Raw genomic sequence first — 12,143 nt, 5'->3', positions numbered from 1 at the left:
CGCAACCGGCGTGCGGGGGCTCGCTCTTGCCCCGGTACCGGGGCTACCTTCGAGGGACACGCTGTACACGCCCGGTGCGCCACGTCGGACCCTGGGGGGCCGTGATGGTCGAGGAACTGGTGGCGGCGGGAGTCTCCGTCGCGTCCGTGGGACTGGTCGGCGTGATCGCCGCCGCCCGTGTCGTCCAGCAGTACGAGCGGGGCGTGGTGCTGCGGCTCGGCAAGCTGCGCCCCGGGGTGCGCGGTCCCGGCTTCACGATGGTCGTGCCGTTCGTGGACCGGATGCGCAAGGTCAACATGCAGATCGTCACGATGCCGGTTCCCGCGCAGGAGGGCATCACCCGGGACAACGTCACCGTCCGCGTCGACGCCGTCGTCTACTTCAAGGTGGTGGACCCGGCCGACGCGATCATCCAGGTCGAGGACTACCGTTTCGCGGTCTCCCAGATGGCGCAGACCTCGCTGCGCTCGATCATCGGCAAGAGCGACCTGGACGATCTGCTCTCCAGTCGCGAGAAGCTCAACCAGGGGCTCGAGCTGATGATAGACAGCCCGGCGATCGGCTGGGGCGTGCAGATCGACCGGGTCGAGATCAAGGACGTCTCCCTGCCGGAGACGATGAAGCGGCGCCTGCTCCAGACCGTGGTGGCCGTCGCCGCCGAGAAGAACTCCACCCTCGTCCTGCCCTTCCCCGTCGAACTGCTGCGCTTCCTCGAACGCGCCCAGACGGGACAGCGGCCCGTGGAGCCCCCGAGCCGGTCCGAGTAGTCCGCCGGGCGGGGTCGCCGTCGCGGGAGCAACCGGTGCGGGAGCAACGGTCCTGCGGGCGCGCCCTCCCGGACCCGTTCCCCGGCAGGGTGATTTCAGGACAGCCTCACAGCGCGTGCGCCGCCGTCGTGCGGCGCGTGTGCACTGTTTGCTGAGTGAATCCACGGGGCGTGACCACGCACAGTCAGGACGTAGAAGGACTACGGCTGTTGTCGTACAGGAGTCCTGAAGTCGACCTTGTGTGTTCGCTGTGCGTCTCGGAATAGTGGTCGAGGAACAACTGACATGGACGCGACGGTACGGACTTTTTGCCGTGCCCCGGGCCCTTGTCCGAACGCCTTCCGGTCCCGGAGGTCCCCACAACCTCCCGGACCGACCCCCCACAGGAGGACGTGAGTTGAAGCACCGACGCATATCCAACAGGCGTGCCCTCATGACGGGCGCCGGCATCGCCGCGCTGGTCGCCGCCGGAGTCACCTTCCAGACTGCGAACGCGAGCGAGGTCCCGGCGAACCCCGGGCCGCACACCCTGTCCGCCCCGGCGGCCGGAAAACTCGCCTCGGTCCTCGGTAAGGACCTGGGCACCGACGCCGCGGGAACGTACTACGACGCGAAGTCCCGCCACCTCGTCGTCAACGTGCTGGACGAGGCCGCGGCCAGGACCGTCACGGCGGCCGGGGCCAGGGCCAGGATCGTGGAGAACTCCCTCGCCGAGCTGGCGGGGGCCCGTACCACGCTGAAGAAGGACGCGACCATCCCCGGCACCTCCTGGGCCACCGACCCGGAGACGAACCGGGTCGTCGTCACCGCCGACCGCACGGTCTCCGCGGCCGAGTGGGCCACGCTCTCCAAGGTCGTCGACGGGCTCGGCGCCAAGGCGGAACTCCAGCGGACGAAGGGGGAGTTCAAGCCCTTCATCGCCGGCGGTGACGCCATCAGCGGCTCCGGCGGGCGCTGTTCGCTCGGCTTCAACGTGGTCAAGGGCGGCCAGCCGTACTTCATCACCGCCGGGCACTGCACGCAGGCGATCTCCACCTGGTCGGACGCCGACGGCAAGGAGATCGGCAAGAACGAACAGTCCAGCTTCCCCGACAACGACTTCGGCCTGGTCAAGTACACGGCGACCACGGACCACCCGAGCGAGGTCGACCTCTACAACGGTTCCACCCAGCCCATCACCAAGGCCGGCGACGCCACCGTCGGCATGAAGGTGACCCGCAGCGGCTCCACGACCCATGTGCACGACGGCACGGTCAAGGGCCTGGACGCCACCGTGAACTACGGCAACGGCGACGTCGTCAACGGTCTCATCCAGACCGACGTCTGCGCCGAGCCCGGTGACAGCGGCGGCTCGCTGTTCTCCGGCGACACCGCGATCGGCCTCACCTCCGGCGGCAGCGGCGACTGCACCGCGGGCGGCGAGACCTTCTTCCAGCCGGTGACCGAGGCGCTCTCGGCCTTCGGAGCCCAGATCGGCTGACGGCTTCCCGGTCGGCCTTCCCGGGAAGGCGGAGCCCCGCCCCCGCGCGTGTCGCGGGGGCGGGGCTCCGCCGCTTCCGGGGCGTTCCCGGGTCCGGACCGTCCGGCGTTCGCGCAGGTGGGACCGGGTCCCGGCAGATGTCGTACAAGTGTTCGGGAATTGGTCTATGGTGGGGGTGGGGTAGCTGGGAACAAATGTTCGAGAGCTGGTGAAGGCTCACAGGTCGGGAGGTGTGCGTGCCGGGATTCACGCATCTGCACACCGCCTCCGGGTTCTCCCTGCGGTACGGGGCCTCGCACCCGGAGCGCCTCGCCGAGCGCGCCGCCGAGCGGGGCATGGACGCCCTCGCGCTCACCGACCGGGACACCCTCGCGGGCTCGGTCCGGTTCGCCAAGGCCTGCGCGAAGGCGGGCGTCCGGCCGCTGTTCGGCGTGGACCTGGCGGTCGGGGAGCCCGTACGGGGGGAGCGGCGCCGCACCCCGGCGCGCGGCGGCGCCTTCGTCGACGAGTCGGCCCCCCGGGCGACCTTCCTCGCCCGCGACGGCGCCGTCGGCTGGGCCGGCCTCTGCGGAATCGTCACGGCGGCGCACGCGGGCGGCAAGGAGAACGGCCCGCCGCTGCTGCCCTGGGCGGACAACCACGCCGAAGGTCTGACCGTGCTGCTCGGCCCCGGCTCCGACGTCGGCCGTGCGCTCGCCGCGGGCCGCCCCGACCGCGCGGCCGCCCTGCTCGCGCCCTGGCGGGAGAGCTACGGGGACGCCCTGCGCCTCGAAGCCGTCTGGCACGGCCGCCAGGGCACCGGCCCCGGCTCCCTGCGCCTGGCCGCCCGCACGGTCGGCTTCGCCGCCGAACAGCGGGTGCGCCCCGTGCTCAGCAACGCCGTCCGGTACGCCGACGCGGGCCTCGGCCCGGTCGCCGACGTCCTGGACTCCGCCCGCCGGCTCGTCCCCGTCGACCCCCGGGGCGAGCTGGACTCCGGCGAGGCCTGGATCAAGGGCGAGAGCGCCATGCTGGCGGCCGCCGAACGGATCGTCGAGGCGGCGGGCTACCGCCGCGACACCGCGCTCCGGCTGCTCGAACAGACCCGGGCCACCGCCGCCGCCTGCCGCGTCGACCCCGAGGACGACCTCGGCATCGGCAGCGTGCACTTCCCCGAACCCCGTCTCGTCGGCGCGGACCGGCGCACCGCCCAGCGCGTCCTCGCCTCCCGCGCGGCGGCGGGCATGGTGCTGCGCGGCTACGCCGGCCGGCGCGCGTACTGGGAGCGCATGCACCACGAGCTGGACATCATCGCCCACCACAACTTCGCCTCCTACTTCCTGACGGTCGCCCAAGTGGTGGACGACGTAAGGGGGATGGGCATCCGGGTCGCGGCGCGCGGCTCCGGGGCCGGCTCCCTGGTCAACCACCTCCTCGGCATCGCGCACGCCGACCCCGTCGAGCACCGGCTGCTGATGGAACGCTTCCTGTCCAAGCGCCGCCCGGTGCTGCCCGACATCGACATCGACGTGGAGTCCGCGCGCCGGCTGGAGGTCTACCGCGCGATCATCGGCCGGTTCGGCACCGAGCGGGTCGCGACCGTCTCCATGCCCGAGACCTACCGGGTCCGGCACGCCGTCCGCGACGTGGGCGCCGCCCTCTCGCTGGACCCGGCCGAGATCGACCGGATCGCCAAGGCCTTCCCGCACATCCGGGCCCGTGACGCCCGCGCGGCCATGGACGAACTCCCCGAACTGCGCGAGCTGGCGGGGGAGAAGGACCGGTACGGCAGGCTGTGGGACCTCGTCGAATCCCTCGACGCCCTCCCGCGCGGCATCGCCATGCACCCGTGCGGGGTGCTCCTCTCCGACGCCTCCCTGCTCGCCCGTACACCGGTCGTGCCGACCAGCGGCGAGGGGCTGCCCATGGCGCAGTTCGACAAGGAGGACGTCGAGGACCTCGGCCTGCTCAAGCTCGACGTGCTGGGCGTGCGGATGCAGTCCGCGATGGCGCACGCGGTGGCCGAGGTGGAGCGGGCCACGGGGGGCCGGCCGGACATCGACGCGGTGGCGCCGGGCGACCCGGCGACGTACGGGCTGATCCGGTCCACCGAGACGCTGGGCTGCTTCCAGATCGAGTCGCCGGGCCAGCGCGACCTGGTCGGACGGCTCCAGCCCGCGACCTTCCACGACCTCGTCGTCGACATCTCGCTCTTCCGGCCGGGGCCGGTCGCGGCCGACATGGTGCGGCCGTTCATCGAGGCGCGGCACGGCCGGGCACCGGTCCGCTACCCGCACCCGGACCTGGAGAAGCCGCTCAAGGAGACGTACGGGGTCGTCGTCTTCCATGAGCAGATCATCGACATCGTCGACATCATGACCGGCTGCGGACGCGACGAGGCGGACCGGGTGCGGCGCGGGCTGTCCGACCCCGAGTCGCAGGGGCGCATCCGGATCTGGTTCGCGCAGCACGCGGCGGCGAAGGGGTACGACGCCGAGACCGTCGCGCGCACCTGGGAGATCGTCGAGGCCTTCGGGTCGTACGGCTTCTGCAAGGCGCACGCCGTGGCCTTCGCCGTCCCGACGTATCAGTCGGCGTGGCTGAAGGCCCACCATCCGGCCGCCTTCTACGCGGGGCTGCTCACGCACGATCCCGGGATGTACCCGAAGCGGCTGCTGCTGGCGGACGCGCGGCGGCGGGGGGTGCCGATTCTGCCGCTGGACGTGAACCGGTCGGGGGTCGCGCATCGTATCGAACTGATGTCCGACTCCGGCCTTGGTGCGGCGGGCGGGGCCGAGTCGGAGGGTGCCGGTCCGGTTGGTCCCGTGGGTTCTGCCGGTCCGGTTGGTCCTGCCGGTTCTGCCGGTCCCGTAGGTCCTGCCGGTCCCGTAGGTCCTGCCGGTCCTGTAGGTCCGGCCGGTTCCGCGGGCCGCTGGGGTGTCCGGCTGGCGCTCTCCGACGTGCACGGCATCAGCGAGGCCGAGGCGGCGCGGATCGCGGACGGGCAGCCGTACGCCTCGCTGCTCGACTTCTGGGAGCGGGCCCGGCCGAGCCGGCCGCTCGCCCAGCGGCTCGCGCAGGTCGGCGCTCTGGACGCGTTCGGAGCCAACCGCCGTGACCTGCGGCTTCATCTGACCGAGCTGCACCGCGGCTCCCGTGGGGCGGGCGGCGGTCAACTCCCGCTGTCCGGCGGCCGGAACACCGCTTCCGCGGGGCTGCCCGACCTGTCCTCGGCGGAGCGGCTGAGCGCCGAACTGGGCGTGCTCTCGATGGACACCTCGCGCAATCTGATGGACGACCACCAGGAGTTCCTGGAGGAACTGGGCGTGGTCACGGCGCGCCGGCTGCGCGAGGCGCGGCACGGTGAGACGGTCCTGGTCGCGGGGGCCAAGGCGGCCACCCAGACCCCGCCGATCCGGTCGGGCAAGCGGGTCATCTTCAGCACGCTGGACGACGGGACGGGCCTGGTCGACCTCGCCTTCTTCGACGACTCCCACGACGCCTGCGCCCACACCGTCTTCCACTCCTGGCTGCTGCTCGTGCGCGGAGTGGTGCAGCGCCGCGGCCCGCGCAGTCTCAGCGTGGTGGGCTCGGCGGCCTGGAACCTCGCCGAACTGGCCGAACTGCGCGCCGAGAGCGGCCTCGACGGGGTGGCGGCGCGCCTGTCCGCACCCGCGCCGGGGGCGCCGGGACGGCCGTCCGCCGACGGGAGCCGGTCCGGCGACGGGGCCGGTGACGGCCGTGGCCGGGGCGGTGCCGACGGTGACCGGGCCGGTGACGGCGGTCCGTCCCGGAGCCGGACGATCAGGATGCCCACGGGGTACGAGATGCACCCCTGGGCCGACCTGCGTCCCGCGGGCGAAGGGCCCGCGGGGGGAAAGAAGCTGTGGCACCAGAGTCCGGGGAGCGCGGGATGACCGTCCCGCGCGGACGTTTTCCGCTGCCCGCTGCCCGCTGCCCGCTGCCCGCTGCTCGTTGCTCGTTGCTCGTTGCTCGTGGCGCGCCTCCCGGACGGTCCTCAGTTCGCCCAGGGCGGGGTGAGGGTCGAGCCGTCGGCCAGTTCCGCCTGGAGGCCGACGGACGTGGTGACCCAGGAGTGCGCGCTCTGGCCGGTCGGGTTCTCGATGGCGAGGGTCACACCCGGGGTGATGATCACGGTGTCGCCCGCGGTGATCCGCTCGGTGCGGCCGTCGAGCGTGACCAGCAGTTCGCCGGAGAGCAGCAGGAAGATCTCCTCGCGGTTGACGGTGTGCACGGGGGCCTGATGCCCCGCGGGAATCTCCGCGCGCCAGGCGCACAGTTCCTTACTGCCGCTGCGGGGAGCGGCGTACGAGTCGAAGCGGGCGCCGTGGACCTCGTGGGTGACGGCTTCGGACGGACGGACGACGGGCACGGGTGCCTCCGGGATCGGTGGGGCGGGTCGGACGCTCGAAATATGGTCAAGCAGCTTGACTAGTTGCTTCGCCATTATGGTCAAGCAGCTTGACCAAATAGTCAAGGGTGTTTCAATGCGGGGGTGCAGAACTCCGAGGCCATCGCCCTGTCCGCCGTCCTGCTCGCCGCCGCCGGTGAGCTGACGCAGCGCATCCACGAGGGCGTCGTCGCCCGCGGGTTCGAGGGGGTGCGGCCGGCGCACGGCTTCACCTTCGCGCGGCTCGCGTCGGACGGGGCGACGGTCACCGAGATCGCGGCGCACCTGGGGGTCACCAAGCAGGCCGCCAGTCAGATCGTCGAGGAGCTCGTCCGCAAGGGGTACGTCGAGCGGCGACCGCACCCCGAGGACGCGCGGGCCCGGCTCGTCGTGCTCACCGAACTCGGCTGGGCCTGCACCCGGGCGGCGGAGGAGGCGGCCGCGGATGCCGTGGGGGCATGGGCCGAAGTGCTGGGGGAGAGGGAAATGCGCGCGTTGCGCACGCTTTTGACGAGCATCGCACCCTACGGTCCGATCAAGCCCGCCTGGTGACGTTCCGTCATCGGCGACGGCCGCCCTGGTTATCACTGGAAGTTTTTACTGACGCGTAACTTCACACCTCTGCTACTCGACCGTAACTTGACGAGTGAACAGCATCCTCGTGATCCGGATCACAGGGCGTAAACCCCCACAACTCCCTTGAGCCGCAAGGAGATCACCCGATGCTGCCCTGGAAGCGAGTGCTCAGACCCCTGGCCGCGCTGCTCCTGACCGCCACGGTCGCGTTCCTCCCCGCCGCCTCGGCACACGCCGATTCCGCCCCCAGCAGTGGCTGGAACAACTACTCCTGCAAGCCGTCCGCCGCGCACCCGCGCCCCGTCGTCCTCGTCCACGGCACCTTCGGGAACTCCGTCGACAACTGGCTGGCCCTCGCCCCCTACCTGACCAGCCGCGGATACTGCGTCTTCTCCCTCGACTACGGGCAACTGCCCGGCGTCCCGTTCTTCAACGGCCTCGGCCCCATCGACGCCTCGGCCGGACAGCTGCAGGTGTTCGTCGACAAGGTGCTCTCCACGACCGGAGCGGCCAAGGTCGACCTGGTCGGTCACTCGCAGGGCGGCATGATGCCCCGCTACTACCTCAAGTTCCTCGGCGGGGCGGCCAAGGTGAACGCCCTCGTCGGCATCGCCCCCGACAACCACGGCACGACCCTCAACGGGCTCACCAAACTGCTCCCGTACTTCCCCGGGGCCAAGGACCTGCTGTCCGCGGCGACTCCGGGACTCGCGGACCAGATCGCCGGTTCCGCGTTCCTGACCAAGCTCAACGCGGGCGGCGACACCGTCCCCGGCGTCCACTACACGGTCATCGCCACCAAGTACGACGAGGTGGTCACCCCGTACCAGTCGGAGTTCCTGAGCGGCTCCGACGTCCACAACGTCCTGCTGCAGAACCTCTGCGGCCTCGACCTCTCCGAGCACGTGGCCATCGGGATCCTCGACCGGATCGCGTACCACGAGGTGGTGAACGCGCTCGACCCGGCGCACGCGTCCGCCACCACCTGCGCGTCCGTGTTCAGCTGACCGGCCCGGCGGACGACTCGTCCATGGTCGTCCGCCCGGGCGTTCCGGCGTGATCGTCCGTCCGTCCGTGTTCCGCGCGTCCGCGGAACACGGACGGCGGATCACGCCGCCGGGGGCTGTCCGGCCTGAGCCGCCGGTCAGCCCCCGGAGTCATGGGTGGTCGCAAGCGGCTCAGGAACCGCTCCGACCGGTGCTCGGCCTCTTGCCCGTCCGGGCCTCAGCGCCCGCGTCGGCCGGTGCTCGGCGTCGCCCTCCGGCGGACCGAGGCGAACAGCGCCGCGGCACCGAGCGCCAGCGCGGCGGCACCGCCGATGGCGAGGTAGGCGGTGGACGAGTCCCCACCGGTCTCGGCGAGGTTCTCCGAGGCGCCGGCGGCCGCGGGCAGGTTCCCCGCGGAGTCCGCGGAAGCGGCGTCGGTCCGGGACTTCTCGACGGGCCCGGCCGCCCCCGTGTCCCCGGCCGAGGCGGCGGTGTCCCCGCTCGCGGACGGCTCCGCCGAGGTGGCGGCGTCGTCGTCACCGTGGCCGTGGTGCTCCACGGTCGACTTGTCGCTGCCGTCCTCGATCTGCTTGTCGGACGGTGCCGAGGCGCTCGGCGCGGGAGCGCCGCCGCCACTGCCCGTGCCCTTGCCGCCGCCCGCGCCGCCGAACGCGACGTCGGAGCAGGAGTAGAAGGCCTCCGGGCTGTCCGAGCGCTGCCAGATCGCGTACAGGAGCTGCTTGCCCGAGCGCTGCGGGAGGGTGCCGGAGAACGTGTAGAAGCCGCCCGAGGCCACCGGGTCGGTGGCCGTCGCGACCGGGTGCGCCAGGTCGAGGTCGCTCCAGGCCGGCGGCCGCGACGGGTCGTAGCCGGACTTCGTGATGTAGACCTTGAAGGTGCCCTTGTGCGGCGCCGTCACCCGGTACTTGAAGGTGTACGAGCCACCGCTCACGCTCGTCGCGGGCCAGTCGGAGCGCGCCAGGTCGAGCCCCTTGAACTCGGCGTTCCCGGCGCTGCACAGCTTGCCGTCCGGGATCAGCTCCTGGTGCCGCCCGTTCGCGTCGCCGATGCGGATGCCGTTCCAGTCGTAGAGGGCCTGGGTGCCGCCCGCCGCGACGGCCGCCTTGCAGGCAGCCGACTTGGGGCTCTCCGGGCCCTCCGCGTAGCACTGGGACACCCGGCTCACCGGGTCCCCCATCGAACCGTGCGCCGAGGCCGGCACCGCGGCCAGCGCGGACAGGGCGAGCGGGGCGAGGCCGACGACGGCGACACCGGCGGCCTTGCGGCGTGCGGACATGGGGAACTCCTCGAACGGTCCTGTGGCGCGGCGAGCCCCGCACGACACTCCGTGCGGGGATCCCGTGGGGGGGTGATCAGAAACTAGCCCCAAGAATCCGCACATTCGCCTGCTGCGCCCGGCCGGGAGGGATCCTTATGCTGGCTTTAAGGCAGGGCTAACGGGGGGCTCAGGAAGAGCGGTGCCGGGCCGGGCGGCACCGGAATCCGATGGCGTCGCAGGCCTTCGGCCGGTCAGACTGCGGCGGTGAATTCCCTCCCGTCGAAGTCCCGTTCGTCCGTGTCTCCGGTGCCGGACACCCGTATGCGCGACGAGGCGGACGGGTACCAGGGCATGCACGCCCTCGTCGCCGAGCTGGTGCTGCCCGACGGGGCGTCGATGTACGTCATGAGCGCGCTGGAGACCTCCCGCGAGCTCATCCGGCACTCCTACCACCGGTACGAGTTCGCCACCGTCGCCGTCACGCACGCGCTGTTCGCCCTGGAGCAGGTCCTCGCCGAGCGGCTGGCCGGGGAGTCGCCCCTGCGCGAACTGATCGAGCGGGCCACCGCCGCGGGGCTCGTCACGGCGGCGCTCGGGGCCGAACTCGAGCGGGCCCTCCACCTGCGCGACCGGATCGCGCACGGCGAGGTGACCAGTGCGGCCTGCACCCCGCTCGGCGCCGTCACGATGGTGCGCGGCGTCTTCGACGCCGTCTCGATGCTCCTTCAGCCGGCGTCCGTGGGGCGCGCCGGCCATGCTTCCGTGGCAGGGACCGTCGGGGGGAACGGGGCGCAGTCCGACGACGGGCTTCCTCGGCTCTGGGAGGAGCATCTCCAGGCGCCCTACCCGGAGAGCTTCCGCGGAGTGGACTTCGACGGCGTGGCCCTGATCCTTCTTGACGCCGACGTCGCCGGTCTCGTCCGGCGGGAACTGGGCGGCGGGCTCGACGGAGAGGGCATCGCCGTCCTCTGGGCCTGCATCGCCGAGCTCGACAAGGTCGTGCCTCTCCTCGATGAGGAGTACTGCGCCTCCTACTTCGGCCGGCTTCGCGTCATGGCCGGGCTTGTCGGCGCACGGCGACTGCCCGCGGCCACCTGACCGGCGCGGGGGCCCGCGGTGCTTAGGGTTGGCGTGTGGAGATGATCGACGGGTTTTCCGGTGCCGTTCTGGTCGTGCGGGGTGGAGAGGATCTCGTGCGGGCCTCCGGCGGGGTGGCGGATCTCGGGACCGGGGCGAGGTGCACTCCGGGCACCCGGTTCCAGATCGCCTCGGTGAGCAAGCAGTTCACCGCGGCGGCCGTGATGCTCCTGGCCGAGCGGGGCGACGTGGACGTCGATGATCCCGTGGAGCCCTGGCTCAACGACTGTCCGCAGGCGTGGCGGGAATTGACGCTGCATCAACTTCTGTCCCATACCTCGGGTCTGGGGCACTGGCGGGACCTGCCCGGCTTCGACATCGAGCATCCCGGCGACGCCCGTACGTTCCTGGACCGGTTCTCCGCGGTGCCGCTCCGCAGCGCGCCCGGCAGCACGTGGCACTACAGCTCGCCGGGCTACCTCCTGGCGGCACGGATCGTCGAGGAGGTCAGCGGGCAGCGGTACGCCGACTTCCTGACCGAGCACGTCCTGTGTCCCCTAGGCCTGACGTCGACCTGCGTCGGCGAGGCTCCGTCCGGTTCGGCCGCCCACGGCCATCGCGGGGACCGGCGGGTGGACGTGCCGGAGTTCGCCGCCCTGCCGGGGACCGGTGACCTCTGGTCGACCGTCGACGACCTGGCCCGCCACACCGCGGCCTTCGACGCCGGGCACCTCCTCACGGCCCGCTCGCGGGAAGCGATGGCGACCCCGCACGCGTCCATGGCGGGCGCCTGGGGCACCGACGGACCGGCGGTCGCCGAGGGCTACGGGTACGGGTACGCGCTGGGCACCCTGGCCGGGCACACCGCGCGCTTCCACATCGGCGACAACCCCGGATACCGCTCCTTCCTCGGCCGGCTGCCCGGCCTCGACACGACCGTCGTGATCTTGTCCAACAACGAGGACGACGATCTCGACGACGTCCTGCGCCGGCTCGTGCCCGTGATGACCGGCGGCCCGGCGGAGGGGAAAGGCATGAGGACATGACAGAGACGCCCGGGGGACACGGGGATCAGCCGGAGGGGTACGGGGAGACGTCCGAGGGGGCCGGGGACGCGCCCGGCGCGTTCGGGATGCGGCCGGCCGTCGCCGCCGACGTGCCCCAGGTCAAAGCCGTCATCGACGCCGCGTTCGAGCCCTACGTGGAGCGCATCGGGGTCGTGCCCGTGCCCATGGAGGCGGACCACGCGGCGAACGTGGCCGCGGGACGGGTGTTCGTCACGGGCGAGCCGGTCCTCGGGCTCGTGGTCGTCGAGGAACGCCCGGACCATCTGTACCTCGACATCGTCGCGGTCCGCCCCGAGGCCCACGGCCGGGGCATCGGCGGGCGGCTCCTGCGCTTCGTGGACGCGCACGCGCGCGCCCTCGGACTGCACGAGATCCGGCTCTACACCAACGCGATGATGTGGGAGAACCAGAAGATCTACCCGCGGTACGGGTACGAGATGACCGAGCGCCGGGTGACCGGGCCGTACGACCGGCTCCACTACCGCAAGCGGCTGGGCTGACGGGGCCGCCGCACACGGGCG

At 72.0% G+C, this 12,143-nt stretch carries 10 protein-coding genes; 8 read left to right on the top strand and 2 right to left on the bottom strand.

The window, feature by feature from the left end; all coding sequences use genetic code 11:
- The first annotated feature begins 104 nt into the window (after positions 1 to 104).
- The 3 genes from IO36_RS42070 (at position 105) to dnaE (ending at position 6,143) form a co-directional block, all read left to right on the top strand.
- Positions 105 to 767: an SPFH domain-containing protein gene (locus IO36_RS42070; RefSeq protein ID WP_037628682.1), complete on the top strand. Its 663-nt coding sequence runs from the start codon at positions 105 to 107 to the stop codon at positions 765 to 767.
- 433 nt (positions 768 to 1,200) lie between these two features.
- The gene (locus tag IO36_RS42065; protein WP_037628570.1) at positions 1,201 to 2,247 is read left to right on the top strand and encodes a S1 family peptidase; all 1,047 of its coding nucleotides are present in this window, start codon (positions 1,201 to 1,203) and stop codon (positions 2,245 to 2,247) included.
- 236 nt (positions 2,248 to 2,483) lie between these two features.
- A complete protein-coding gene (gene dnaE / locus IO36_RS42060; protein ID WP_037628568.1) occupies positions 2,484 to 6,143 on the top strand; it encodes a DNA polymerase III subunit alpha in 3,660 nt (1,219 codons plus the stop codon).
- 101 nt (positions 6,144 to 6,244) lie between these two features.
- On the opposite strand, the gene IO36_RS42055 is transcribed toward dnaE, so the two are convergent.
- Positions 6,245 to 6,619: a cupin domain-containing protein gene (locus tag IO36_RS42055; protein WP_037628566.1), complete on the bottom strand. Its 375-nt coding sequence runs from the start codon at positions 6,617 to 6,619 to the stop codon at positions 6,245 to 6,247.
- Positions 6,620 to 6,742: 123 nt separating this feature from the next.
- Here IO36_RS42055 and IO36_RS42050 point away from each other — a divergent pair, with 123 nt between their 5' ends.
- Both IO36_RS42050 and IO36_RS42045 read left to right on the top strand, forming a co-directional pair.
- On the top strand, positions 6,743 to 7,189 hold the full coding sequence (locus IO36_RS42050) for a MarR family winged helix-turn-helix transcriptional regulator (RefSeq protein ID WP_037628564.1): 447 nt from the start codon (positions 6,743 to 6,745) through the stop codon (positions 7,187 to 7,189).
- Positions 7,190 to 7,359: 170 nt separating this feature from the next.
- Entirely contained in the window at positions 7,360 to 8,220 is an 861-nt protein-coding gene (locus IO36_RS42045) for an esterase/lipase family protein (protein ID WP_037628563.1), read from the top strand.
- A 217-nt stretch (positions 8,221 to 8,437) separates the two neighbouring features.
- Here the strand turns inward: IO36_RS42045 and IO36_RS42040 are convergent, their stop codons facing one another.
- Positions 8,438 to 9,496 carry a lytic polysaccharide monooxygenase auxiliary activity family 9 protein gene (locus IO36_RS42040; protein WP_037628561.1) on the bottom strand — a complete coding sequence of 353 codons (1,059 nt, stop codon included), beginning with the start codon at positions 9,494 to 9,496 and terminating at the stop codon, positions 8,438 to 8,440.
- Between the two features lie 279 nt (positions 9,497 to 9,775).
- Between IO36_RS42040 and IO36_RS45560 the strand changes: the two genes are divergently transcribed.
- The 3 genes from IO36_RS45560 (at position 9,776) to IO36_RS42025 (ending at position 12,122) form a co-directional block, all read left to right on the top strand.
- Positions 9,776 to 10,576, top strand: coding sequence for a hypothetical protein (locus IO36_RS45560; RefSeq protein WP_245173673.1), 801 nt, complete (start codon positions 9,776 to 9,778; stop codon positions 10,574 to 10,576).
- Between the two features lie 41 nt (positions 10,577 to 10,617).
- Entirely contained in the window at positions 10,618 to 11,601 is a 984-nt protein-coding gene (locus IO36_RS42030) for a serine hydrolase domain-containing protein (RefSeq protein WP_245173676.1), read from the top strand.
- A gap of 86 nt (positions 11,602 to 11,687) precedes the next feature.
- Complete coding sequence (locus IO36_RS42025; RefSeq protein ID WP_037628675.1) at positions 11,688 to 12,122, top strand: GNAT family N-acetyltransferase; 435 nt, start codon at positions 11,688 to 11,690, stop codon at positions 12,120 to 12,122.
- The last annotated feature ends 21 nt before the right edge of the window (positions 12,123 to 12,143 follow it).

This window comes from Streptomyces aureus (assembly GCF_000725495.1).
Lineage (GTDB): Bacteria > Actinomycetota > Actinomycetes > Streptomycetales > Streptomycetaceae > Streptomyces > Streptomyces aureus_B.
This window is presented reverse-complemented; position numbering and strand designations above follow the sequence as displayed.

Coding starts and splice junctions, on each gene's coding strand:
- IO36_RS42065 (WP_037628570.1), top strand. CDS start 1,201: ATGACGGGCGCCGGCATCGCCGCGCTGGTCGCCGCCGGAGTCACCTTC.
- IO36_RS42040 (WP_037628561.1), bottom strand. CDS start 9,496: ATGTCCGCACGCCGCAAGGCCGCCGGTGTCGCCGTCGTCGGCCTCGCC.
- IO36_RS42045 (WP_037628563.1), top strand. CDS start 7,360: ATGCTGCCCTGGAAGCGAGTGCTCAGACCCCTGGCCGCGCTGCTCCTG.
- IO36_RS42025 (WP_037628675.1), top strand. CDS start 11,688: ATGCGGCCGGCCGTCGCCGCCGACGTGCCCCAGGTCAAAGCCGTCATC.
- IO36_RS42070 (WP_037628682.1), top strand. CDS start 105: ATGGTCGAGGAACTGGTGGCGGCGGGAGTCTCCGTCGCGTCCGTGGGA.
- IO36_RS42030 (WP_245173676.1), top strand. CDS start 10,618: ATGATCGACGGGTTTTCCGGTGCCGTTCTGGTCGTGCGGGGTGGAGAG.